This window comes from Arthrobacter sp. P1_B4 (assembly GCF_056406555.1).
The window spans coordinates 1-22,959 of the sequence record NZ_JBFTZW010000052.1; the positions used below are offsets into that span (position 1 = coordinate 1).

18 protein-coding genes are annotated in these 22,959 nt (G+C 66.6%); 5 read left to right on the forward strand and 13 right to left on the reverse strand.

The window, feature by feature from the left end; all coding sequences use genetic code 11:
* The 3 genes from glgB to AC1D1W_RS14650 all read right to left on the reverse strand — a co-directional run.
* Nucleotides 1-3,165 (reverse strand): 1,4-alpha-glucan branching enzyme (gene glgB, locus AC1D1W_RS14640; protein ID WP_476944060.1); only part of this gene is annotated, 3,165 nt, incomplete at its 3' end.
* 1 nt (nucleotide 3,166) lies between these two features.
* On the reverse strand, nucleotides 3,167-4,963 hold the full coding sequence (treS, locus tag AC1D1W_RS14645; RefSeq protein ID WP_243181862.1) for a maltose alpha-D-glucosyltransferase: 1,797 nt from the start codon (nucleotides 4,961-4,963) through the stop codon (nucleotides 3,167-3,169).
* A gap of 5 nt (nucleotides 4,964-4,968) precedes the next feature.
* On the reverse strand, nucleotides 4,969-7,041 hold the full coding sequence (locus tag AC1D1W_RS14650; RefSeq protein WP_476944061.1) for an alpha-1,4-glucan--maltose-1-phosphate maltosyltransferase: 2,073 nt from the start codon (nucleotides 7,039-7,041) through the stop codon (nucleotides 4,969-4,971).
* 151 nt (nucleotides 7,042-7,192) lie between these two features.
* On the opposite strand from AC1D1W_RS14650, the gene glgP reads away from it, so the two are divergent.
* Nucleotides 7,193-9,811, forward strand: coding sequence for an alpha-glucan family phosphorylase (gene glgP / locus AC1D1W_RS14655; protein WP_243181860.1), 2,619 nt, complete (start codon nucleotides 7,193-7,195; stop codon nucleotides 9,809-9,811).
* A gap of 45 nt (nucleotides 9,812-9,856) precedes the next feature.
* On the opposite strand, the gene AC1D1W_RS14660 is transcribed toward glgP, so the two are convergent.
* Together AC1D1W_RS14660 and glgX are read right to left on the reverse strand one after the other, a co-directional pair.
* Nucleotides 9,857-10,213: a barstar family protein gene (locus AC1D1W_RS14660; protein ID WP_079552073.1), complete on the reverse strand. Its 357-nt coding sequence runs from the start codon at nucleotides 10,211-10,213 to the stop codon at nucleotides 9,857-9,859.
* Nucleotides 10,214-10,235: 22 nt separating this feature from the next.
* Nucleotides 10,236-12,350, reverse strand: coding sequence for a glycogen debranching protein GlgX (gene glgX, locus AC1D1W_RS14665; RefSeq protein ID WP_243181859.1), 2,115 nt, complete (start codon nucleotides 12,348-12,350; stop codon nucleotides 10,236-10,238).
* A 115-nt stretch (nucleotides 12,351-12,465) separates the two neighbouring features.
* Between glgX and AC1D1W_RS14670 the strand changes: the two genes are divergently transcribed.
* Nucleotides 12,466-13,269, forward strand: coding sequence for a carbon-nitrogen hydrolase family protein (locus AC1D1W_RS14670; protein ID WP_476944062.1), 804 nt, complete (start codon nucleotides 12,466-12,468; stop codon nucleotides 13,267-13,269).
* Between the two features lie 304 nt (nucleotides 13,270-13,573).
* Here the strand turns inward: AC1D1W_RS14670 and rlmB are convergent, their stop codons facing one another.
* From rlmB to AC1D1W_RS14700, 6 genes are all read right to left on the reverse strand, one after another.
* Nucleotides 13,574-14,575, reverse strand: a complete 1,002-nt coding sequence (rlmB, locus tag AC1D1W_RS14675) for a 23S rRNA (guanosine(2251)-2'-O)-methyltransferase RlmB (RefSeq protein ID WP_476944063.1) — start codon at nucleotides 14,573-14,575, stop codon at nucleotides 13,574-13,576.
* A 134-nt stretch (nucleotides 14,576-14,709) separates the two neighbouring features.
* Nucleotides 14,710-16,158, reverse strand: coding sequence for a cysteine--tRNA ligase (gene cysS, locus AC1D1W_RS14680; protein ID WP_476944064.1), 1,449 nt, complete (start codon nucleotides 16,156-16,158; stop codon nucleotides 14,710-14,712).
* A gap of 115 nt (nucleotides 16,159-16,273) precedes the next feature.
* Nucleotides 16,274-16,633 (reverse strand): hypothetical protein, encoded by a 360-nt coding sequence (locus tag AC1D1W_RS14685; protein ID WP_079552067.1) that lies wholly within the window; start codon nucleotides 16,631-16,633, stop codon nucleotides 16,274-16,276.
* A 120-nt stretch (nucleotides 16,634-16,753) separates the two neighbouring features.
* Nucleotides 16,754-17,272, reverse strand: coding sequence for a 2-C-methyl-D-erythritol 2,4-cyclodiphosphate synthase (ispF, locus tag AC1D1W_RS14690; protein ID WP_243181856.1), 519 nt, complete (start codon nucleotides 17,270-17,272; stop codon nucleotides 16,754-16,756).
* Nucleotides 17,269-18,114: a 2-C-methyl-D-erythritol 4-phosphate cytidylyltransferase gene (gene ispD, locus AC1D1W_RS14695; protein ID WP_476944065.1), complete on the reverse strand. Its 846-nt coding sequence runs from the start codon at nucleotides 18,112-18,114 to the stop codon at nucleotides 17,269-17,271. The genes ispF and ispD overlap by 4 nt, the downstream gene beginning before the upstream one ends.
* Before the next feature lie 196 nt (nucleotides 18,115-18,310).
* A complete protein-coding gene (locus tag AC1D1W_RS14700; RefSeq protein WP_026266570.1) occupies nucleotides 18,311-18,793 on the reverse strand; it encodes a CarD family transcriptional regulator in 483 nt (160 codons plus the stop codon).
* Between the two features lie 326 nt (nucleotides 18,794-19,119).
* Here AC1D1W_RS14700 and AC1D1W_RS14705 point away from each other — a divergent pair, with 326 nt between their 5' ends.
* Nucleotides 19,120-19,689, forward strand: a complete 570-nt coding sequence (locus AC1D1W_RS14705) for a hypothetical protein (protein ID WP_476944066.1) — start codon at nucleotides 19,120-19,122, stop codon at nucleotides 19,687-19,689.
* Nucleotides 19,690-19,853: 164 nt separating this feature from the next.
* Here AC1D1W_RS14705 and AC1D1W_RS14710 read toward each other — a convergent pair whose 3' ends face one another.
* Together AC1D1W_RS14710 and AC1D1W_RS14715 are read right to left on the reverse strand one after the other, a co-directional pair.
* The gene (locus tag AC1D1W_RS14710; protein ID WP_028276348.1) at nucleotides 19,854-20,534 is read right to left on the reverse strand and encodes a response regulator transcription factor; all 681 of its coding nucleotides are present in this window, start codon (nucleotides 20,532-20,534) and stop codon (nucleotides 19,854-19,856) included.
* Entirely contained in the window at nucleotides 20,531-21,763 is a 1,233-nt protein-coding gene (locus AC1D1W_RS14715; protein WP_028276349.1) for a sensor histidine kinase, read from the reverse strand. The genes AC1D1W_RS14710 and AC1D1W_RS14715 overlap by 4 nt, the downstream gene beginning before the upstream one ends.
* A 207-nt stretch (nucleotides 21,764-21,970) precedes the next feature.
* On the opposite strand from AC1D1W_RS14715, the gene phoU reads away from it, so the two are divergent.
* Nucleotides 21,971-22,633, forward strand: a complete 663-nt coding sequence (phoU, locus tag AC1D1W_RS14720; protein WP_079552056.1) for a phosphate signaling complex protein PhoU — start codon at nucleotides 21,971-21,973, stop codon at nucleotides 22,631-22,633.
* Between the two features lie 152 nt (nucleotides 22,634-22,785).
* Nucleotides 22,786-22,959, forward strand: a 174-nt coding sequence (locus AC1D1W_RS14725; RefSeq protein ID WP_476944067.1) for a transposase, incomplete at its 3' end; no start/stop codon positions are given.

Sequence of the window (22,959 nt, forward strand, 5' to 3'; positions counted from 1 at the left end):
GCGCAGGCGCAGCATGGAGCCCTTGCCGTGCACAACTTCATCGTGGCTGATGGGCAGCAGGAAGTTTTCCGTGAAGGCGTAGACCATCGAGAACGTGATGGTGCCGTGGTGCCACCGGCGGTTGTACGGGTCCTCGGCCATGTATTTGAGCGAGTCGTGCATCCAGCCCATGTTCCATTTGAGGCCGAAGCCCAGGCCGCCGCCGCTCGTGGGTGCCGTGACGCCCGGGAATGCGGTGGATTCCTCGGCAATCATGACCGCGCCGGGGTGGGTTTTGTAGACCGTGGCGTTGACCTCCTGGAGGAAGGAGATCGCTTCCAGGTTTTCGCGGCCGCCAAAGCGGTTTGGCTGCCACTGACCCTCTTCGCGGGAGTAGTCGAGGTAGAGCATGGAGGCGACGGCGTCCACGCGGAGCCCGTCGATGTGGAACTCATCGAGCCAGTACAGGGCGTTGGCCACCAGGAAGTTGCGCACCTCCCTGCGGCCGAAGTCGAAGATCAGTGTTCCCCAGTCCGGGTGTTCGCCCAGGTTGGGATCGGCGTGCTCGTATAGTGCTTCGCCGTCGAACCGGGCCAGGGCCCACTCGTCCTTGGGGAAGTGCGCCGGGACCCAGTCGAGGAGGACGCCGATGCCGGCTTGGTGGAGTTCGTCAACGAGGTGGCGGAATTCGTCCGGGTGCCCGAAGCGCGAGGTCGGCGCGAAGTACGAGGTGACCTGGTAGCCCCACGAGCCGCCGAAGGGGTGCTCGGCCACGGGCATGAACTCCACGTGGGTGAAGCCGAGCCATTTGACGTATTCCACGAGTTCCTTGGCCAGTTCGCGGTAGCCCAGCCCCACCTTCCAGGAACCGAGGTGGACCTCGTAGACGCTCATGGCCGAGTTGTGCGGATCGCGGGCGGCGCGGGCCTGCATCCACTCAGCATCCTTGAAGACGTAAGAGGGCTCCACCACCCGGGATGCCGTCAGCGGCGGGACCTCGGTGCCGAAGGCCAGCGGGTCCGCTTTTTCCACCCAGTATCCGTGCCGGGTCCTGAGTTCAAATTTGTAGCACGCCCCTGCTACAACCCCGGGAATGAAGACTTCCCACACACCGGTGGAACCGAGGGAACGCATGGAGTGTTCGCGGCCGTCCCAGCCGTTGAAGTCACCCTTGACGCGGACTGCCTGAGCGTTGGGGGCCCAGACGGCGAAGGACACGCCGTCGACGTCGCCAAGCGAGGACTTGTAGTGCTGCACATGCGCGCCGAGGACATCCCACAGACGCTCGTGCCGGCCCTCACCGATCAGGTGCAGGTCTACTTCGCCGACGGTGGGCAGGTAACGGTAGGGGTCGTCCATGATCTGGGGCTCGTGGTCCTTGTAGGTCACCTCGAGCCGGTAATCCGGCACATGGCCGCGCTCGAGCGGCTCCATCACGGCCACCCATACGCCGCTCGATTCGTGCGTCATGGGCGTCGAACCTGCCGACGTCACGACCGAGACCGCTTCCGCCAGATGCTTGACCGTCCGGATGGTGACATGGCCATGGTCATCGAGATGGGCGCCGAGGACCGAGTGGGGCGCGTGGTGTTCGCCGCTGGAGACCCTCGCAAGGGTCTCGCCATCCACGGGCAGTGGTGTGCCGGGCCGATCGATACGTGCTGATCCTGTCATTTTTATACCTTCCGCTGCGGCTTCGGCGGCGACGCCGGAACCTGTACTGCCGAGGAGACGACGCGATGCGTTCACCGGGATGGAGAGCCAGTCCGGCCTGTTCCTTAGTTCGTAGATGACTTCGTAGAGGGCTTTGTCGAGCCACAGCGCCACAAAGAGCGGCGAGTCGCGGTCGATGCTGCCGGGAATGACGTCGGCGTAGCCGGCCAGGAACGCCTCAGCGCAGCCATCCACCCAGGTCCCGGGCACCACGGCTCCAGGGTTTTCGCGGACGGCGGCGCCGGCGGCGTAGTCGAAGGACCGCAGCATGCCGACAACGTCGCGAAGAGCGACGTCCGGGAAGTTGCGCTCGGAGATGGGGCGCAGGGGCTCGCCCTCGAAGTCAAGGATGGCCCAGCGCGGTGGGGCCCCCGGCTCGCCCGGGACCATGCTGCCGGGCACCTGCAGGATCTGCCCGAGATGGAGGTCGCCGTGGATACGCTGGAGCGGGCCGGCGCTGGTGCCCTCGAGCCGGCCGAGGAGACCGTCCAGGGCTTCTTCGTAAGGCCCGACGGCCTGGCCGGCCTGGGCCCAGGACTGACGGACGCGCTCGGCCACTCCCGGCGCGATGTCCTGCCCCGGCGCAGATTCGGCGGCTGTGCCCAGGGCCTCGGCGAGCCTGCGGTGCACGGTGGCTGTCGCCGCGCCCAGCGCGTGGGCTTCGGCAGCAAACCCGATCCCCCGGCTGGCCGCGTCCACGGCGAGCCGCCACGCATCGAGCCCGCCGGCGAGGAATTCGTGCGCAACAGCGAGTTCGCCGGAGGCGGGACGGACAGTGGCAGGACGGGCGGTTCCCGACGGCTCCGCCCCTGCTGCGGGCGCCGGCACCTCCCACTCGCCGGCCACCCAGCCAAGGGTTGCCGGGACCTCCGCGGTGTGCCCCGCAGTCAGCGCCGCACCGATTTCAACCTCGGGATTCTGGCCTTCGGACAGCACCCGGAAGAACTTCACGATGGCGACTGTGCCGCCGTCCTCGTCGTCGACGATCACCGAACTGTTCGATTGCTCGCCCGAGAGTACCTTGACCTTGCCTGTTGCGAACGGAAGGCTGTAGCCGGACTCCACCAGGTGGCCGGTGGCGTTGCCCGACGGCGTCGTTGCGCCGTGCCGCATGAGCTCCAGCCAGGCGGCGACGAAGGACGCGTCGTGGACGCCGTCGTACACCCACTGGTGGGCTGCATCAGCGCGCGTTCCGGGAAGTTCGCCGATCAGCGCGCGTTCTGCCCCCGGCAGGGGTTCTGGCCGGAAACTGAGCGGCACCTGGACGACGTCGGTGCGGCTGCCGCCGGGCGTGGGGTAGGACACCGCGACCAGCAACACCTCGAACGTGGCCCCGCCGGCGCCGGTCTCCAGGCGCAGGCCGCCCGCCGGTTCGAAGGTGAACTCGGCGGTCTTGACAGGGAACCATCGCTGGCGCGGCAGCCAGGCGCCAAGCAGTCCGCTCAAGGCCGGGGGAAGGGCTGGTCGCGTCATCTCAACCCTCGATGGACAGGACGGGCATCGCCTGCGTGAACGGGGATGCCGGGTTGGAGGCGGCGGAACGGATCCGCAACCAGAAGAAATCGTGGCTGCCCAGGGTCAGAGTCAGCGTTCCGTCCTCGCCGATGCCCGGGAACGCCTGGCCGCCGAAGACGTCCCGGAGGCCCCTTCCGGCGAAGCCGGGCACGCGCAGCGTCGTCGCCACGGGGTGCTGGGAGAGGTTGAAGGCGCACAGGATGGTCTCGGCGTCCGCGCCGGCAGCGTTGCCTTCGGGGAGTTCACGCAGATAGGCCAGGACGACGTCGTGGTCAGCCTCCACGTGCTTGAACCCGCCGAGTCCGAAGGCGGGGTGGTTCTTGCGGACGCTCAGGATCTGCCTGGTCCAGCGCAACAGGGACCCCGAATGGGCGGCCTCGGCCTCCACGTTCGCCATGCTGTAGTTGTAGACCAGCGACTGGATCACCGGCAGGTACAGCTTGCCGGGGTCGGCGTGGGAGAACCCGGCGTTCCGGTCCGGGTTCCATTGCATCGGGGTGCGGACCGCGTCACGGTCCTCGAGCCAGATGTTGTCCCCCATGCCGATCTCGTCCCCGTAGTACAGGAACGGGCTGCCGGGCAGGGACAGCAGCAGGGCGTTGATGAGCTCGATCTCGGAGCGGGAGTTATCCAGCAGCGGGGCCAGCCGGCGCCGGATGCCGATGTTGGCGCGCATGCGTGGATCCGGCGCGTACCAGCCGAGCATCGCGGCGCGTTCGTCAGAAGTGACCATTTCCAGCGTCAGTTCGTCGTGGTTGCGCAGGAACGTGCCCCACTGGGCGCCTTCGGGAATGTCCGGCGTGTCCTTCATCGTCTCGATGATGGGTGCTGCCTTCTGGTCCCGCAGCGCGTAGTACAGCCGCGGCATGATCGGGAAGTGGAACGCCATGTGGCATTCCGGTTCCTCTTCGGTGCCGAAGTACTCCACCACTTCGGCGGGCGGCTGGTTGGCCTCGGCAATGATCACGCGGCCCGGGTAGCTTTCATCGACCATCCGGCGCAGCTGGCGGAGGAATTCGTGGGTCTGCGGCAGGTTCTCGCAGTTGGTGCCCTCCTCCTCGAACAGGTACGGGATGGCGTCGGCCCGGAAGCCGTCGATGCCCTGGTCCAGCCAGAACCGCACGACGTCGAAGAGCGCGTCAATGACCTTGGGGTTCTCGAAGTTCAGGTCGGGCTGGTGGCTGAAGAACCGGTGCCAGAAGAACTGCCGGCGGATGGGGTCGAAGGTCCAGTTGGATTCCTCCGTGTCCACGAAGATGATGCGGGCATCTTCGTACTTCTCGTCTGTGTCGCTCCAGACGTAGAAGTCGCCGAACGGACCGTCGGGGTCTTTCCGCGACTCCTGGAACCACGGGTGCTGGTCGGAGGTGTGGTTCAGCGGAAGGTCGATGATGACCCGGACGCCCCGGGCATGGGCCTCGGCCACGAGCCGTTTGAAGTCGCTGATGGTGCCGAACTCGTCCAGCACGGAGTTGTAGTCCGAGATGTCGTACCCGCCGTCGCGCAGCGGTGACTGGAAGAACGGCGGGAGCCAGAGGCAGTCCACCCCGAGCCACTGCAGGTAGTCCAGTTTCTCGATCAGGCCGTGGAAGTCGCCCGAGCCGTCTCCGTTGCCGTCGGCGAAGCCCCGGACGAGGACCTCGTAGAAGACCGCCTTGCGGTACCAGAGGGGATCGTGCTGGAGGCCCGGGGCATTCAATTCAAAGCTCCCCCTCGGGCTGAAGTGCTGGCTCGGGTTCTGCGGGCTAAAACTCACTGGCACTACCTCCGGATGCTAAGGATGTGAACGGGCTCGAGGTGCGGGTCCAGGCGGACGTAGTTGTACTCCCCCCATTCCCAACTCTCGCCGGTCAGCAGGTCATCAACCGTGAAACGGCCGTTGTGCGTGAAGTTCTCCGGGTCCAGTTCCAGCGCCGGCAGGTCCAGGGACACCGTGCTCTCCCGGGTGCCGTGCGGGTCCACGTTGACGACGATGATCAGGGTGTCCTTGGTCCCGTCCGCGAGGGTCTTGTGCTTGGAGTACACCACGGTGGAGCTGTCCGAGCTCTGGTGCATCGTCAGGTTCTGCAGATCCCCCAGGGCCGGGTGCGCGCGCCGGATCGCGTTGAGCCGGGTCAGATACGGGGCCAGGGTGCGCCCCGATTCTGCCGCCGCGTCCCAGTCGCGGGCCTTGTACTCAAACTTCTCGTTGTCGATGTACTCCTCGGCGCCGGGACGCGCCACGTGTTCGTAAAGCTCAAAGCCGGCGTACACCCCCCAGATGGGGCTTGCCGTCGCGGCCAAGGCCGCACGGATCTTGAAGGCCGCCGGGCCGCCGAACTGCAGGTATTCGGTGAGGATGTCCGGGGTGTTGACGAAGAAGTTCGGCCGGAAGTAGGCCGCCGACTCGTGGCTGACCTCCTGGAAGTACGTCTCCAGTTCTTCCTTGGTGTTCCGCCAGGTGAAGTAGGTGTAGGACTGCTGGAAGCCGGCCCGGCCAAGAGCGTGCATCATGGCCGGGCGGGTGAACGCCTCGGCGAGGAAGACGACGTCGGGGTGCTTTTTATTGACCTTGCCGATCAGCCATTCCCAGAACCACACGGGTTTGGTGTGCGGATTGTCCACCCGGAACACCTTGACGCCGTGGCTGACCCAGAGCATCACAATCCTTAGAATTTCATTGGACAGCCCCGCGGGGTCGTTGTCGAAATTCAGCGGGAAAATGTCCTGGTATTTCTTTGGCGGATTCTCCGCGTAGGCAATAGTGCCGTCGACGCGCGTGGTGAACCATTCCGGGTGGCTTTGCACCCACGGGTGGTCCGGCGCGGCCTGCAGGGCCAGGTCCAGGGCCACCTCGAGTCCCAACTCACCGGCCCGCGCCACGAAGGCGTCGAAGTCCTCGAAGGTGCCCAGATCCGGGTGGATGGCGTCGTGGCCGCCCTCGTGGGATCCGATGGCCCATGGCGAACCGGGATCGTGCGGTCCGGCGATCAGGGTGTTGTTCGGCCCCTTGCGGTGCTGGCCGCCGATCGGGTGGATCGGCGGCATGTAGATGATGTCAAAGCCCATGGCGGCGACGGCGTCGAGGCGCTGCGCGGCGGTGCGGAAGTTGCCGGAGGTCCATTCCCCCGTGTCGTGGTTGCGCACGGCACCTTCGGAGCGGGGGAAGAATTCGTACCAGGCGCCGGCTCCGGCAAGCTTTCGCTCCACCAGCAGCGGGTAAGGCTCGGAAACCGTCACAAGTTCGCGGATGGGCTGGCGTTCGACGACGGCGGCGACGTCGGCGCCGAAGCCGGCGGCGAGGCGTTCCTCGGGTGTCCGGGACGTGTCGGAGAGGACGACGACGGCCATCCGCAGCGTTCTGCGGTCACCGGAGGGGCGGGAGGCGTCTTCGGAGGCTTCGGCCAGCAGGGCGGCACCTTCGGACAGCATGAGCTCGACGTCGATGCCGGCCTCCACCTTGACTTCGGCGTTGTGGTGCCAGGTGCCGTAGCGGTCGTGCCAGGCCTCGATGACGAAGGACCAGTTGCCAGTGGCGGGCGGGGTCAGGAGGCCTTCCCAGCGGTCCGTGCCCATTCCGCGGGGGCCGGGCGGCGGGGCGAGGCGGACCCGCTGCCGCTCTTTGCCGCGGGGGTCGAGCAGGACGGCGCTGACCCCGAGCTGGTCGTGTCCCTCCCGGAACGCGGTGGCTCCCACGACAATGGTTTGGCCCTCGACGGCTTTGGCGGGAAACTTTCCGCCCTCCACCGAAGGCTGCACGGCGGTGATCGGAAAGCGGCCAAATCGAAGGCCATCCGTGATCAGGGCCTTGGGCTTTTGCTTGGACACGGCGCTGGTTCGCGAGTTATTCGTCACAGCCTCGACGTTATCTACAAAACGGCCAGAATGCTAAGGCCTCGAACGTTTTCCGGAGGTTTCCGGTTCTGGTCGGAGTGATATCCGTCATTTACGGGAAAGAATCTTAAAGCAGTTCCGGGGCACCGACTTGTCCGTTAGTGTTTCGCAGGTGAAGGCAATCCGCAGATTTACCGTCCGAACCGTACTCCCGGAGTCGATCCGGCCGCTGGCCCGGCTCGCCACCAATCTCCGGTGGTCCTGGCACCGGCCCACCCGGGAGCTTTTCGAGGGGCTCAACCCCGGGATCTGGGCGGAGAGCGCCCACGACCCCGTGACTTTCCTGGGCCTGGTGAGCCGGGAAGAGCTGCAGCGCCTCGCCGCGGACCAGGACGTGGTGCGGCGCGTCCACGCCGCGGCCGATGACCTCGACCGGTACCTGGAACAGCCGCGCTGGTACCAGAGCCTGGGCGACGGCGCGCCGGCATGCATCGCCTACTTCTCGCCGGAGTTCGGCATCACCGAGGTCCTGCCCCAGTACTCGGGCGGCCTTGGCATCCTGGCCGGGGACCACCTGAAAGCGGCCTCGGACCTTGGCGTGCCGCTGATCGGCGTCGGCCTCCTGTACCAGGCCGGCTACTTTAAGCAGTCGCTCTCCCGGGACGCCTGGCAGCAGGAAACGTACCCGGTCCTCGACCCCGACGGGCTGCCCCTGACGCTCCTGCGCGAGGCCTCCCCGGACGGCAACGGCAAACCGGTCCAGATCTCGCTGCCGCTTCCCCAGGGACGGCGCCTGCTGGCGCACGTGTGGCGGGCCGACGTCGGACGTGTGCCGCTGCTGCTGCTGGATTCCAACGTTCCGGGCAACGACGAGGCCGCCCGCGGCATCACCGACCGCCTGTACGGCGGCGGCGGAGACCACCGGCTGCAGCAGGAGCTCCTGCTGGGCATGGGCGGGGTCAAGGCGCTGCGGGAGTTCCAGCGGCTCACGGGCGTCCCCGCGCCGGAGGTCTTCCACACCAACGAGGGCCACGCCGGGTTCCTCGGCGTCGAGCGGATCCAGGAATTGATGTCCGGCGCGGCGCCGCTGAGCTGGGAGGAGGCTCTGGCCGCCGGGCGCGCGTCCACGGTGTTCACCACCCACACGCCGGTGCCGGCGGGGATCGACCGCTTCGAAATCTCCCAGATTCAGCACTTCTTCGAAGCCGGCCTCGCCCCGGACGTCCCGGTGGCCAAGATCCTGGACCTGGGCCGCGAGGACTTCGCCGACGGCAACCCGTTCGTGTTCAACATGGCCGTGATGGGGCTGCGGCTGGCCCAGCGGGCCAACGGTGTGGCCAAACTGCACGGCGTGGTCTCGCGCGGGATGTTCTCCGCCCTGTGGCCGGGCTTCGACCACTCTGAAATCCCCATCACCTCCGTCACCAACGGCGTGCACGTCCCCACCTGGGTGGACCCCCGCATAGCCGCGCTGGCGCGGGACCAGTTCGGTGCCGAGGCGGAGGCGCAGGGCCGGTGGGACCTGGCCTACAACGTCACCGACGAGGACCTCTGGGCGTTGCGGCGGGAGATGCGGGTGTCCCTGGTGGAGGATGTCCGGCGCCGGCTCCGGGCCGCGTGGAAGAAGCGCGGCGCGGCCGACGCCGAGCTGGCGTGGACGGACTCCGTCCTGGATCCGGACGTCCTGACCATCGGCTTTGCCCGCCGCGTGCCGACCTACAAGCGGCTGACCCTGATGCTGCGCGACCCGGACCGGCTCAAGGCGCTGCTGCTGCACAAGACGCACCCCATCCAGCTGGTCATCGCCGGGAAGTCCCACCCGGCGGACGACGCCGGCAAGAAGATGATCCAGGACCTCGTCCGGTTCACCGACGACCCCGCCGTGCGGCACCGGATCGCGTTCCTGCCCAACTACGACATCGCCATGGCCCGGACCCTGTTCCCCGGCTGCGATGTGTGGCTGAACAACCCGCTGCGCCCCCTGGAGGCCTGCGGTACCTCCGGCATGAAGGCTGCCCTGAACGGTTCGCTGAACCTCTCAGTCATGGACGGCTGGTGGGATGAGATGTACGACGGCGAGAACGGCTGGGCGATTCCGACGGCCAACAACGACGCCTCCCCGGAGGAACGCGACGACATCGAGGCGGCGGCACTGTACGAGCTGCTCGAAACGCAGGTTGCGCCGCGGTTCTACGGGCTGACCGTGTCCGACGCCGCGGGCGCTGCCGGACCGTCCCAGCCCGGCCCGCAGGCCGTTCCTACGCACTGGGTTTCGATGATCAAGCACACCATGTCCCACCTGGGCCCGGCGGTTTCCGCGGAACGGATGCTCCGGGACTACGTCAACGTCCTGTACCGGCCCGCCGCGATCGCAGGGCGCCACGCTGTGGCGGACAACTACGCCCAGGCCAAGGCCCTGGCGGCATGGAGCTCACGGGTCCGGGCCGCATGGCCGCACATCCAGGTCGAACACGTCGACTCGGTGGGGGTCTCCGAGGACCCGCAGATCGGCGATCTGTTGCAGGTAAATGCGTACGTGGCGCTGCGTGAGCTTTCACCGGACGACGTCTATGTTGAGGTGGCCTACGGCCGGGCCGAGGACACCGACGAGCTGACGGACATCACGGTCGCGGAGCTCAAGGCCGCCGAAGACCTCGGCAAGGGCCGGCACCTCTTCAGCGGCACGCTGGTGATCGACCGTTCGGGGTCCTTCGGCTACACCGTGCGTGTGCTCCCCAAGAACGGTGCCCTGGCCTCAAAAGCGGAGCTGGGCCTGATCGTCAACGCCTGACCGTCACCGCGGCCTGACCGTCACCGCGTGGCGTGCTGGCTCTCTTTAGAGGCAGACGGCGATGACGTCCAGGCTCTTGCCGGCGTAGCCTTCGGCGTCCTGCAGCGTTTCGCAGATGACGCCGAAGGAGCGGTCCGCGCGGAGCGCGGCAGGCACCTGCCAGATGAACGTGACGGGGGCCTCGCCGTCGTCCGTCACGGCATCCGCGACGTCGTGCAGCGAATCGTGCAGGGCATCCAGGTCCGTGCCGTAGTCCTCCGGGACATCCAGGAGCTCGCCGAACGTGTCCAGGACCGCCTGCTTGGTGTCGGCGGCGGGGACCACCAGGGCGCGCCGGCCGGCGTCGCCGATTTGCGCCGTGAGTTCTTCGATGGTCCAGGTCTCTGCCGAGTAAATCTTCATGGGGTCCTTAATCTCGAATTATTTAGGTGCGGTAGATATTGATCGTGTTGGCCTGGACGAGGTCGCGCTCACCGGAGGCGACGCGGGCGCCCTGACGCCGGTCATGGAGTTCGGACGTCGTCACGCGGAGTTCGAAGAGCCGGTGCCCGGTGCCGTCCTCATTGCTCAGCCGAGGCAAGGTGACCTTGACGTCGTCGGCGCCGCCGTTGACCACCACGAGGCCGTCGACGTGCCCGTCGTCGGACCCGAGCAGGAGCTGGATCACCCGGTGGCCGGGGTCATGCCACGTGTCGGCGGACATGGGCTGGCCGTCCACATCGAACCAGTGGAAGTAGGACTGGTTGTCACGCGCCGGGTAATCATGCGGCTGGCTGGCCAGAAACTCCTTGCGCAGCCGGATGACGCGCTTGGTGGTGCGCAGCATCGCATGGGATTCCGTGGTGCTGGTCCAGTCGATCCAGGTCAGTGCATTGTCCTGGCAGTAGGCGTTGTTGTTCCCCTGCTGGGTCCGGCAGATCTCGTCCCCGGCGGTGATCATGGGTACGCCCTGGGAAATCATCAGGCAGGCCATCAGGTTCCGCCTGCTTTGGGCGCGCCGGGCGAGGATGTCGCCGTCTTCAGTGGGGCCCTCGAAACCGTGGTTGTAGCTGCGGTTATCGCCGTGGCCGTCCCGGTTCTGCTCGCCGTTGGCCTCGTTGTGCTTGCGGTCGTAGGCCGTCAGGTCGGCCAGGGTGAAGCCATCGTGGGCCGTGATCAGGTTCAGCGAGGCAAGCCGGGACCGGCCCGAGGACTCGAACAACCGGGCGGAACCAGAGAGGGCGTCCGCGAGGCGGGCCACCGGGCCGCCGCTGCCACCGCCGTCGATCGCGGCGCGGTCGGCGAGCCAGAAGCTGCGGACGGCGTCGCGGAAATGATCGTTCCAGTCCACCCACCCGGCGGGAAACCGGCCGGTCTGCCAGCCGCCGTAGCCCACGTCCCAGGGTTCGGAAATCAGCTTGACGCCGGACAGGACCGGATCGGCTCCGACTGCGACGAGGAAGGGGTGCCTCGGATCGAATTCGTTGGCGCTGTTGCGGCACAGCGTGACGGCGAGGTCGAAGCGGAACCCGTCGATGTGGAACTCGCTCACCCAGTAGCGCAGGGAATCCAGCACCAGCTGCACGACGCGGGGTTCGCCGAAGTTCAGGCTGTTGCCGCAGCCCGTGGTGTCCACGTACCTGCCGTGGCCGTCGTTGCGGTAGTACTGCATTTCGCCCAGGCCGCGGAAGCTCAGGGTGGGACCGTCCGTGCCGCCCTCGGCGGTGTGGTTGTACACGACGTCGAGGATGACCTCGAGCCCGGCGGCATGCAGCAGCTTGACCATGCCCTTGAACTCGTCCTGGACCGCGTGGGCGCCGGCGGCCTGGGCGGCCTCGGTGGCGTAGCCGGGATGCGGGGCGAAGAACGCGGCCGTGTTGTAGCCCCAGTAGTTCGTCAGCCCGAGCTGCTGCAGGTGCGGCTCGTCCACGTGGAAATGCACGGGCAGGAGCTGGACGGCCGTGACGCCCAGCGAGATCAGGTGCTCGATCATGGCCGGGTGGGCCATCCCGGCGTACGTCCCCTGCAGGTCCTCCGGAATATCCGGGTGCAGCTTCGTCTGGCCCCGGACGTGGGCCTCGTAAACGATCGTGTTGCGCCACGGGACCCGCGGGCTGCGGTCCAGACCCCAGTCAAAGTCGTTAGCGACCCGGACGCTGGTGATCAGCTCATCGCGTTCGTCGACGGCCCGGCCGTAGGGGTCCATCAGCAGCGGCTGCTCGCCGGCGGCATCGAAATCCGTGGCGGGCATGGACAGCGGGAGGGCCTCGTGTTCCGGGGAGGACCGGAAGCCATAGCGCGAGCCGGCGGGAATGCCCTCAACAATTCCGTGGTGGACGCCGTCGGTGACGTTGGGCAGGGTCTTCACCTGCCAGGTTCCCCCGGGCGCCTGATATTCGATCTCCAGCGTGGTTACGCCGGGCGCGTAGACGGCCACGTTGGCGAACGCGCCCCGGGGATCGTCCACTGCCGGCGACCCGGTATGTGGAACGCTGATCCCCAGCGGAAACGCCCGCGAAGCGTCTACGGTGGAAGCGGTATCTATGTAAGACATAACCATTGCTTAAAGCTTAGCCGGGCCAGACAAATGGCCCCCGTTTTCGTTTTCATGACGTTTTGCAGTGTACGGACAGCCGCACTGCATACTGTAATGGAGCGCCGAGTTGGAGGTAATTGTGCGCGTTGCACTAGCCCAAATCATTACCGGCCGTGACGTGGCCGCAAACCTGGACCTCGTGGACGCCTACGCGCGCCAGGCCAAGGCCGGCGGCGCGGACCTCGTGGTATTCCCGGAAGCCACCATGCGGGCCTTCGGCAATTCGCTCCTGGATATCGCAGAGCCGCTGGACGGCCCGTGGGCATCCCGCGTCCGTGACCTCGCCGCAGAGCTCGGCCTGGTGATCGTCGCCGGCATGTTCACTCCCGGCACCGCCGGCAACGGCGCCAAGGTGCGCAACACCCTGCTGGTCACCGGCCGCGGCCTCGAGGCCAGCTACGACAAGATCCACCTGTTCGATGCTTTCGGTTTCGCCGAGTCGGACACGGTTGACGCCGGCACGGCCCCCGTCACCTTCGAGCTCGACGGCGTGACGTTCGGCCTCGCCACGTGCTACGACGTCCGTTTCCCGGACCTGTTCACCGAAAACGCGGACCTCGGCGCCGACGTCAACATTGTGTGCGCCTCCTGGGGTTCAGGCCCCGGCAAGGCCGAGCAGTGGAAGCTCCTGGCCCGCGCCCGCGCCCTGGACTCCACCACCCTGATTCTCGCCTGCGGCCAGGGCGACCCCGCCAGCGTGGGTCACCCGGTCAAGGGTTCCGCCCCCACCGGCGTCGGGCACTCCGTGGTGATCTCCCCCATGGGCGACGTCCTCGAAGAGCTCGACGGCGCACCCGGCCTTCTCTTCGCCGACCTCGACACCGCCGCGGTCCAGGAAGCCCGCACCAAACTCCCGGTCCTGGCCAACCGCCACAAGTTCTAAGTCACTATCGGCCAAGTTCGCAATGGTTACGTCCCGCGGTCACCAACCGCCGGGCTGGTTCAGCCAAAGACCCTCCCTCACTTTTGGCACGTTAAACGGAAACGCTCCACCACGTTTCGCACGTTTAACCGAAGCGCTCCCCCACAAGAAGTGAGGGAGCGCTTAGCCGTTTACCGCGAAAGGTGAGGGAGCGTTTGACGTTTTACGACCAAAGGTGAGGGAGCGTCGGAGACGGGACCGGAGTTTTGCTAAGGAGCGCATCGCCGACCAGAACCGAGTAAGGCCGCCTGCGGCCGCTCGAGGACTACTTTGCGGTGCGCTGGCGGGAGATTTCGTAGAGGGAGATGCCGACGGCCATGGAGGCGTTGAGGGATTCCATGGCGGAGTCGATCGGGATGGAGACGATCTGGTCGCAGTTTTCACGGACCAGGCGGCTCAGGCCCTTGCCCTCGGACCCGACGACGATGCATACCGGTTCGGTGGCCAGGGTGAGCTCGGGCAGCGAGACGTCGCCGTCGCCGTCGAGACCCAGGACGTAGATCCCCATGTTCTTGAACGCCTTGAGCGTGTTGTTCAGGTTGGCCGCGCGGGCGACGGGGACGCGGACGGCTGCACCGGCGCTGGTCTTCCAGGCCGAGGCGGTGACGCCCACGGAGCGGCGCTCCGGGACTACGACGCCGTGGCCGCTGAAAGCCGAGACGGAGCGGATGATCGCGCCGAGGTTTCGGGGATCGGTGATGCCGTCGAGCGCGACGAAGAGCGGGGCGTTGGCTACGTGGCCCTTCTTCCAGGCCTCGAGGGTTTCTTCGGCGAGCTCGTACGCGTCCTGGTATTCATACGGCGGGATCTGCAGCACGAGGCCCTGGTGGATGGCGTCGTCGGTCATCCGGTCGAGCTCGGGCTTGCCGGTTTCCATCAGCGGGATGCCGCGTTCGGCGGCCAGCTTCAGGGATTCCTTGACGCGGTCGTCCATTTCGATGCGGACTGCGACATGCAGGGCCTTGGCCGGGATACCGGCGCGCAGGGCTTCGACCACCGAGTTGCGCCCGGTGACGACCTCTTCGGTGGCGCGACCCTTGGGACCGGAGCGGCCGGTGCGGGCTGCGGCGCTGGTAGTGCGGCTTCCGCTGGCGCGCTTGGCCTCGGAGCGTTCGGCGAGCTGCTTGTTCTTGAACGCCTTGTGGTAGGGGCGGTCCTCCGCCTTCGGCGTGGGGCCCTTGCCCTCCAGAGCCTTGCGGCCGTGACCGCCGGTTCCGACGGAGGGGCCCTTCTTCAATTTGACCGAGCGGCGACCGTTGTTGGCCATGAGTTTCACCCTTTAAATACGCGATTCGTTGACAAGTCTGACCTCCAGTCTACTGACTCGAGTAAAATCCACGATTTCGGGGTGGCCCGGAAGGGACGACGGCGGCCCACTTCACCGGCCGCCGGCAACGGGGTTTAGCCGCGCTTCAGGCTCCAGCTCGCCCCGTCCGGGCCGTCCTCGACGACGACGCCGGCTGCGGCCAGCGTGTCCCGGATGGCGTCGGACGCTGCCCAGTCCTTGGCGGCCCGGGCGTGGGCGCGCGCCTCCAGCTGAGCCTCGACCAGGACGCCAAGGGCGGTGTTGGCTTGGTCGTCGGCCGCCGGCGTTGCGGTGGCGTTGAGGCCGAGGACGTCCAGCACGGCGGTGACGCTGGCCAGCGCCAGACCCGCGGCGTCGAGGTCGCCGTCGGTGAGAGCCGTGTTGCCGGCACGGACGGTCTCGTGGAGCACTGCCAGTGCCTGCGGAACGTTGAGGTCATCGTCCATGGCCACCCCAAAAGCTTCCGGGACAGAACCAGCGGATGCATCCGGTCCCGGGTCGGGCAGGACCCGGCTTGCGCGGCTGAGGAAGCCGTCGATCCGCTCGACGGCGGCAGCGGCTTCCTGCAGGGACGTCGGCTGGTAGTCCAGGACCGAGCGGTACTGCGCCTGCCCGAGGTAGTACCGGACAACGCGCGGCGGAGCGATCTCGAGCATTTCCGTCGGGCTGACGGTGTTGCCGATGGACTTGGACATTTTCTCGCCGGCGTAGGTGACCATCCCGTTGTGCATCCAAAAGTTGGCGAAGCCGTGGCCTGCCGCCTGTGACTGCGCCATTTCGTTTTCGTGGTGCGGGAAGCGCAGGTCCAGGCCGCCGCCGTGGATGTCGAACTCGGTGCCGAGGTATTTGGTGACCATCGCGGAGCATTCGAGGTGCCAGCCCGGGCGGCCGGCGCCCCACGGCGAAGACCAGCTCGCCGTCCTCGGCTCCCCGTCCTTGTAGCCCTTCCACAGCGCGAAGTCGCGGGGGTCCTTCTTGCCGCGGGGGTCCGCGTCCGGGGCGCCCTGCATATCGTCGAGTTTCTGCCGCGTCAGCGAACCGTATTTGGACCAGGAACGCACGTCGAAGTAGACGTCGCCGGAGTCGTCCAGTGCCGGGTAGGCGTGGCCTCGGTCGATCAGCTGCTGGATGAGGGTGTGCATTTCCGGGATGTGGCCGGTGGCGCGGGGCTCATAGGTGGGGCGGGAGACGCCCAGGGTGTCATAGGCCTTGAGGAATTCCTGCTCGTAGCGGTAGGCCAGGGCCCACCATTCCTCGTTGCGGAGGGCTCCTGGCTCGTCTTCAAAGTCGGCGCCGAACGAGGCGGCCGACTTGGCAAGGATCTTGTCGTCGATGTCGGTGACGTTGCGGACTGCCGTCACCCGGAAACCGCGGTACTGCAACCAGCGGGTCAGCTGGTCGAACGCAATGGCCGAGCGGATGTGGCCGACGTGTGGCATGCCCTGGACGGTGGCTCCGCAGTAGTACAGGCTCACCTTGCCAGGTACCAGGGGGACGAAGTCGCGGACTTCGGCGGATGCAGTGTCGTAAAAGCGCAGGGTCACCGCTCCAGATTAGCCGATGGCGCTCCGGGGCCTGACCCGCGGCTTTGCCGGCACGGCGCAGGCCGGCACGGCACAGGCCGGCAGGCCAGCCGCCGGAGACGGCCGGTGCAGTGGCCTACTTGCAGTATTGGCCGATCTTGTTGATCTGCTCCGTGAGCTGGGCCGTCTGTTGATCCGTCTTGGTTCCCGTAGGGCTCGCCGCAACCTGCTTCATGATCTCGGCCATCTGCTGGATCGGGGCGCCCACCTCCGGCGCTACTTTGTCCGCAACCTCCTGGTAGTGCTGGCCAATCTGCCCTGCCTGCTCCTTCGCGCTCCCGGAGGGCACGAAGGTGTCGGTGTTGAGGAACTTACAGCTTTCCTCGACGCTGAGCTTCGGAGTGGCGCTAGGCGTTTGGGGCGTTGTCGTGGAGGCGGCACAGCCGCTCAGCATGGTCCCTGCCACGAGTACGACGGCGGTCAGCAGCTTCTTCACGGCAGGTCTCCTGGCAGTTCGGAACGGGTGTCTCGCTTGGGTCTTCCCTCAAGCGTAGGGGACCGGGGCCGGCTGTGCTTAACCTGCGGTGATTAGCCTGCCGTGCTTAACCTGCGGTGATTAGCCTGCCGGATACACGAGCGCTGTAGCCACGGCTGAGATCCCCTCGCCGCGGCCGGTGAACCCGAGCCCGTCGCTCGTGGTGGCCGTGACGCTCACCGGCGCCGCGGCAGCAGCGCTGAGGACCTGCTGGGATTCCTCCCGCCGCGGGCCGAACTTTGGCCGGTTCGCCACGAACTGAACGGCGATGTTGCCGATTTCGAATCCGTGGGCGCGAACAATCCTGGCGGCCTCGGCCAGCAGGGTCACGCCGGATGCTCCGGCATATTCGGGACGGTCCGTACCGAAGTGCGTGCCCAGATCCCCGATCCCGCAGGCCGAGAAGAGCGCGTCGGCGGCGGCATGGGCCACGGGGTCGCCGTCTGAGTGGCCGGACAGACCCCGCTCCCCCTCCCAGAAGAGGCCGCCGAGCCACAGCGGCTGCGGCTCCTCCTCGGCGGCGAAGGCATGGACATCGATGCCGATCCCGGTCCGGGGAATGACCGGGGGAACGACTGGCGGGTTGGCGGACATGCTCATCCCTCCACCCAGCGCAAGCCCAGGGGTCCTTCAAGAAGGCCTTCGGCCAGGATCAGGTCCAGGGGCGTGGTGATCTTCAGGGACTGGCTGGCGCCGCGTACAGCGTGGACCGGGACCCCGATGAGCTCCACAAGCATCGCGTCGTCCGTGACGAGGGCGGCCTGGCCGGCGTCGAACCCGGAGGCAGCCTCGTGGGCGCGCTTGAGGGTGCTCAGCGCGAATCCCTGCGGTGTCTGCACGGCGCGGAGCGACTCCCGGGGCGCCGTCCCGGTGACCAGCTCGGGGGCCACCGCGGCGCCGTCGCCGGTGGTCGGTTCCACGGTCTTGACGGTGTCGACGACCGGTATCACCGGGATGACGGCCGAGGCACCGGCGCCGAGCGCCGCTGCCACGCGGTGAAAGACGGCTTCAGGCGTCAGCGCCCGGGCGGCGTCGTGGACCAGCACCGATTCGATATCGGGCAGGAGGGCCGCCATCGCGGCGCGGACTGAATCGGCGCGGTCCGGACCGCCGTCGACGACCGTCACGACGGGAACCCGGACGCCGTTGCCCGACGCTGCTCCGGCTTGCCCGGCCGCAAGCTCCTGCGTGAAGGCCTCGCACAGCGCCCGCAACTCAGTGTCACCCGGGGGGAGCGCAATGCAGATCTGCTGTGCGATCCCGGCAGCCGCCACACCGCGAAGGGCGTGGGTGAGGATGGTGTCCCCGCCGAGAGGCACCTTTGCTTTCGGCATGCCGTAGCCCAGGCGCTGGCCGGAGCCGGCGGCTACAACTATGACCGCCGTGGCGGGACCGGGCTGTGACGTATTCGCCTGTGACGTATTCGTCGGTGCAGTATCCATGGGCACAAGACTACGTCCCCGCGCCTCGGACCATCCCGTTGCCCTGGTTGTGGCTGCCCTGGAGCGCTCAAAGGGACCTCAACTGATAGCGCAACGGAGGGGGCGGCCGCTGAAAAGGGCAAAAAGAAGCCCCGGCGGCTGACGCCACCGGGGTTCGATTCTTAATCTGCGCCGGCCCTGTTGGGCCGGCCCTGTGCTAGGAAGCCAGGACCTCGTCGAGAACGCTTGCAGCCTTCTCTTCATCGGTCTTCTCAGCCAGTGCCAGTTCCGAAATCAGGATCTGACGGGCCTTGGCCAGCATGCGCTTCTCTCCCGCGGAGAGACCCCGGTCGTGATCACGGCGCCAGAGGTCACGGACGACCTCGGCTACCTTGATGACGTCACCGGAAGCAAGCTTTTCCAGGTTTGCCTTGTAGCGACGCGACCAGTTGGTGGGTTCTTCAGTGAACTCGGCCCGCAGCACGTCGAACACGTGCTCCAAGCCTTCCTTGCCCACTACGTCCCGAACCCCTACCAGGTCAACGTTTTCTGCTGGAACTTCAATGGTCAGATCACCCTGAGCCACCTTGAGCTTGAGATACATCTTCTCTTCGCCCTTGACGGTGCGCATCTTGATTTCTTCAATTTTGGCTGCACCGTGGTGAGGGTAAACTACTGTCTCGCCGACCTCAAAAACCATGTGGACATTCCCCTTTCCCGCAGACCAGTTTATCACGATTAAGGCATACAACTGGCATCAAAAGGTGCCTGGAACCGCATGAATCCGGGGAAAATGGCCGCAATCCGCCCCCTCAAACCCCTTGACGAATGCGGATAATAGTGCCTGCGGCCCTAACTGCCAAGAGGTTTCCGTCCCCCGCCGAGCCGGGACCCGTCGCCGGAGGAGCACACGTGGCCGCGCTTGTGTGTAGTCGCCGAATCCTTGTTTGCGGCCGATTGCGGCTAGGCTATGGCTGAATAATGTTTCAAGACTCTCAAGGAGTGCGTGACGTGCGTTTCACTGCGATGAACCGGGGCCAGCGCGGCAAGCTGGCAATGGCAACGGCTGCACTTGGCATCGGCCTGTTGTCCCTGACCGGCTGCGGCTACATCAACGCCCAGCAGACCACGGAGCAGTACGCGGCCTCGGACGGAACCCGGACGGATCTCGGTGCGCTGCAGCTGCGCAACTTCATCATCGTCTCCGATGGCGAGGACAAGCCGGGCCGTGTGATCGGCGCCGTGTACAACACCTCCTCCAACGACGTGGTGCTGACCATCAAGGGTGCGGAGGGCTCGCAGACCCAGGTTCCGGTCAAGAAGAACTCCTACACCATGCTCAACGACTCCACCGACGCCGCGATCCTGACCCCGGCCGGCGCCAAGCCAGGCGCCGTCCTCGAGGTCACCGTCTCCGAGAACGGCACCAACAAGGAAGCCAAGTTCACGGTTCCGGTCATGGACGGCACGATCGTCGACTACAAGTCGTACCTGCCGACGCCGCCGCCCACCGGGTCCGGCACGGCCACGTCGACGGAGACGGCTACGCCGACCGAGACGGCCACACCGACGCCGAGCAGCACGGCCGGCCACTAGCTTCAACGGCTGGACCTATTGCAAAAGGAGGGGCACCTGCAGGTGCCCCTCCTTTTGTGTGTCCCCTGATGTACAACTGCGCCGGACTTCCAGCGGCCCGGCAGCAGGGCAGTAGGGCTGCAGCGGCCCGGCAGCAGCGGCCGCCGGGCTGCCTCTTCCGACCTTTAGGGCTCGAACTTGTAGCCCAGCCCCCGGACCGTGATCAGGTACCGCGGCGCGGACGCATCCGGCTCGATCTTGCTGCGCAGCCGCTTGACGTGGACGTCGAGGGTCTTGGTGTCCCCGACGTAGTCGGAGCCCCAGACCCTGTCGATCAGCTGCCCGCGGGTCAGGACCCGGCCGGAGTTCCGCAGCAGCATCTCCAGCAGCTCGAACTCCTTGAGCGGCAAGGCGACCTGCTCGCCCCCGACGCTGACCACGTGGCGTTCAATGTCCATCCGAACAGGACCGGCCTGCACCGTGGTGGAGACAAGCTCCTCCGGCTCGCTCTGGCGCCGCAGGACGGCCCGGACCCGGGCCACGAGTTCCCGCGAGGAGTAGGGCTTGGTGACATAGTCGTCGGCACCCAGCTCGAGCCCCACCACCTTGTCGATTTCCGAGTCCTTGGCCGTCAACATGATCACGGGCACCCCGGAGCGTTGCCGGAGTTGGCGGCAGACCTCGGTGCCGGACTGGCCAGGCAGCTGCAGGTCCAGGAGCACGAGGTCGGCGCCGTTGCGGTCGAATTCGGTGATGGCGTCCAGTCCGTTGTCCACCACCTCCACTTCGAAGCCTTCTTTACCCAACAGGTAGGACAGGGGGTCGCTGAAGGACTCCTCGTCCTCGACAATCAGAATCCTGCTCAAGCGGTAGCTCCTTGCTCATGGACGCCTGCGGCGTCACGTCGTTGCGGTCTGGGGTCCCGACTGGAAGTTTGGGCAGCGGGCTTGCCCGCCTCGGGGACGTCGCCGTCGTCCTGCCCTTCTATCTCGGGAAGTCGAATGGTGAACGTGGAACCCTGGCCGAGCCGGGACCACAGGGTCACCTCGCCGCCGTGGTTGGAAATGACGTGCTTGACGATGCTCAGGCCAAGCCCGGTGCCGCCGGTCTGCCGCGAGCGGGCAGCATCCACGCGGTAGAAGCGCTCAAAGACGCGCTCCTGGTCCTCGGCGCTGAGCCCATCGCCCTGGTCCGTCACCGAGACCGCCACGAGACCGTCCTTGGCCCGGATGCCCACGCCCACCTTGGTGTTCTCCGGCGAGTAGCGGATGGCGTTATCGATCAGGTTGCGCAGGGCGGTCACGAGAAGGTCCTGGTCGCCGTAGACCAGGGCATCGGCGTGCCCGCCGACCACCAGCTGGATGTTCTTGCTCTCGGCCGGCAGCACGGAGCGGTCCACGGCCTCGCTGACCACAAGGTTGATGTCCACCGGGCGGCCCTGCTGCGCGACGTTGGCGCCCTGGAGCCGGGAGAGTTCAATGATGTCCTGGACAAGCGCCGCAAGCCGTGTCGATTCCTTGTGCATGCGCTTGGCGAACCGCTTCACCGCCTCGGGGTCGTCAGCGGACGACTCGAGTGCCTCGGCCAGGAGGGAGATCGCCCCGACCGGTGTCTTCAGTTCGTGGGAGACGTTCGCGACGAAGTCGTTGCGGACTTCCTCGGTGCGGGTGAATTCAGTCCGGTCATCGGCCAGCAGGAGGACATATTCCTCCGTGATGACGGCGGCCCGGACCTGGACAACGATCGTGCCCTGGCCGAGCGGGCCGCGCGGCAGTTCCAGCTGCTGTTCGAGGATGACGCCGTCCCGCCGCACCTTGGCCGTCAGTTCCAGCAGCTGCTGGTGGACCACCGTGTGCCCGCGGACCAGGCCGTAGGCGTAGGCGGCCGGGCTGGCGCGGACCACGCCGTCGATCGCATCCACCACCACGAACGCGCGGCCGAGGACGGCGAGCACTTCCGCGGCCCCCTCGGGCAGCGAGGGGTCATCGACGTCGACATCGACAATATGCCGCTGCTGCTCACTGACCCGGAACGCGAGTACGCCGAACATGCCAAACGAGAGGCCGATCAGGCCGGCGATCACGCCGATGAGCATTGGATCCACGGCTCCAGCTTATGCTCTGCCACGTGACCGAAACCGAAATCTCCTGCGATTCGGGCAGCGGTTCAGCTAACGTTCACCTATTGGGGCGTAACAGTTCACCGGACCCTGAAAGAGTTGACAGTTGGAGCGCCGGTAGGTGAACCGAAATAGGCCCGCCACTTCGATTGCAGGCAATATTTCCGAGGAAAGGACGCACACGTGCGTAAGGTTTTTCAGGAGGAGCTCGCCCAGGTAAGGGAACAGCTCGTCGAGATCTCAGCGCTGGTCACAGAGGCCATCGATAAGGCCACGACAGCTTTCCAGGGCGCCGATATCGACCTCGCCGAGGACGTGATTGCCGCCGATGCCCGCATCGACTTCCTGCAGAACAGCCTCGACGAGCGGGCCATCGACATCCTCGCCCTCCAGGGCCCGGTGGCGAGCGATCTGCGCATGCTGGTTGGTTCGCTCCGGATGAGCGCCTCGCTCGAACGCATGGGCGACCTCGCCCGGCACCTGGCCCAGCTGGCGCGTCTGCGCTATCCGGCGTCAGTGGTCCCGGACCAGCTGCGGGAGACCTTCAAGGCTTTCGCGGAACAGGACCTGCTGATCGCCCAGAAGCTCACGGAGCTGCTGGCAACCCGCGACCTCGGCGTGGCCCGGGAGATCATGAAGGCCAATGGCGCCGTCAACGACCTTCACCTGAGCGTTTTCCAGGCGATCGCCCGCAGCGACTGGCAGGAGTCGCCGGCCACCACGGTGGACGTTGCCCTGGCCAGCCGCTACTTCGAGCGCTTCGCGGATCACGGCGTCTCCGTGGCCCAGAAGGTCACGTACCTGGTGACGGGCGCGTGGCAGCCGAGCACGATCGAGCACAACTGACTCCGGCCGACTGCGGCTGACTCAACCGCAGTTACAACGGCGCCGGTACAACGGCGCTGATAGCACCGCGCTGAACGAACGACGGCGTCCGGTCACCTTGGCGGGTTCTAACGGTCGTTGCAACACCCAACACTTTGGGAGTTGCAACGACCGTGTCGTTTTTAACGGAGGAAACAGCCCGGCGGCGGAAGTACACGCCGGAGCAGAAGGACCAGTTCTTGTCGGTGGTGGACCGGCTGGGGAGTGTGAGCGCGGCCGCGGCGGAGCTCGGATTCAATCAGATGACGTGCTATCAATGGGCGCGCAAAGCGGGACTGACTCAAGGG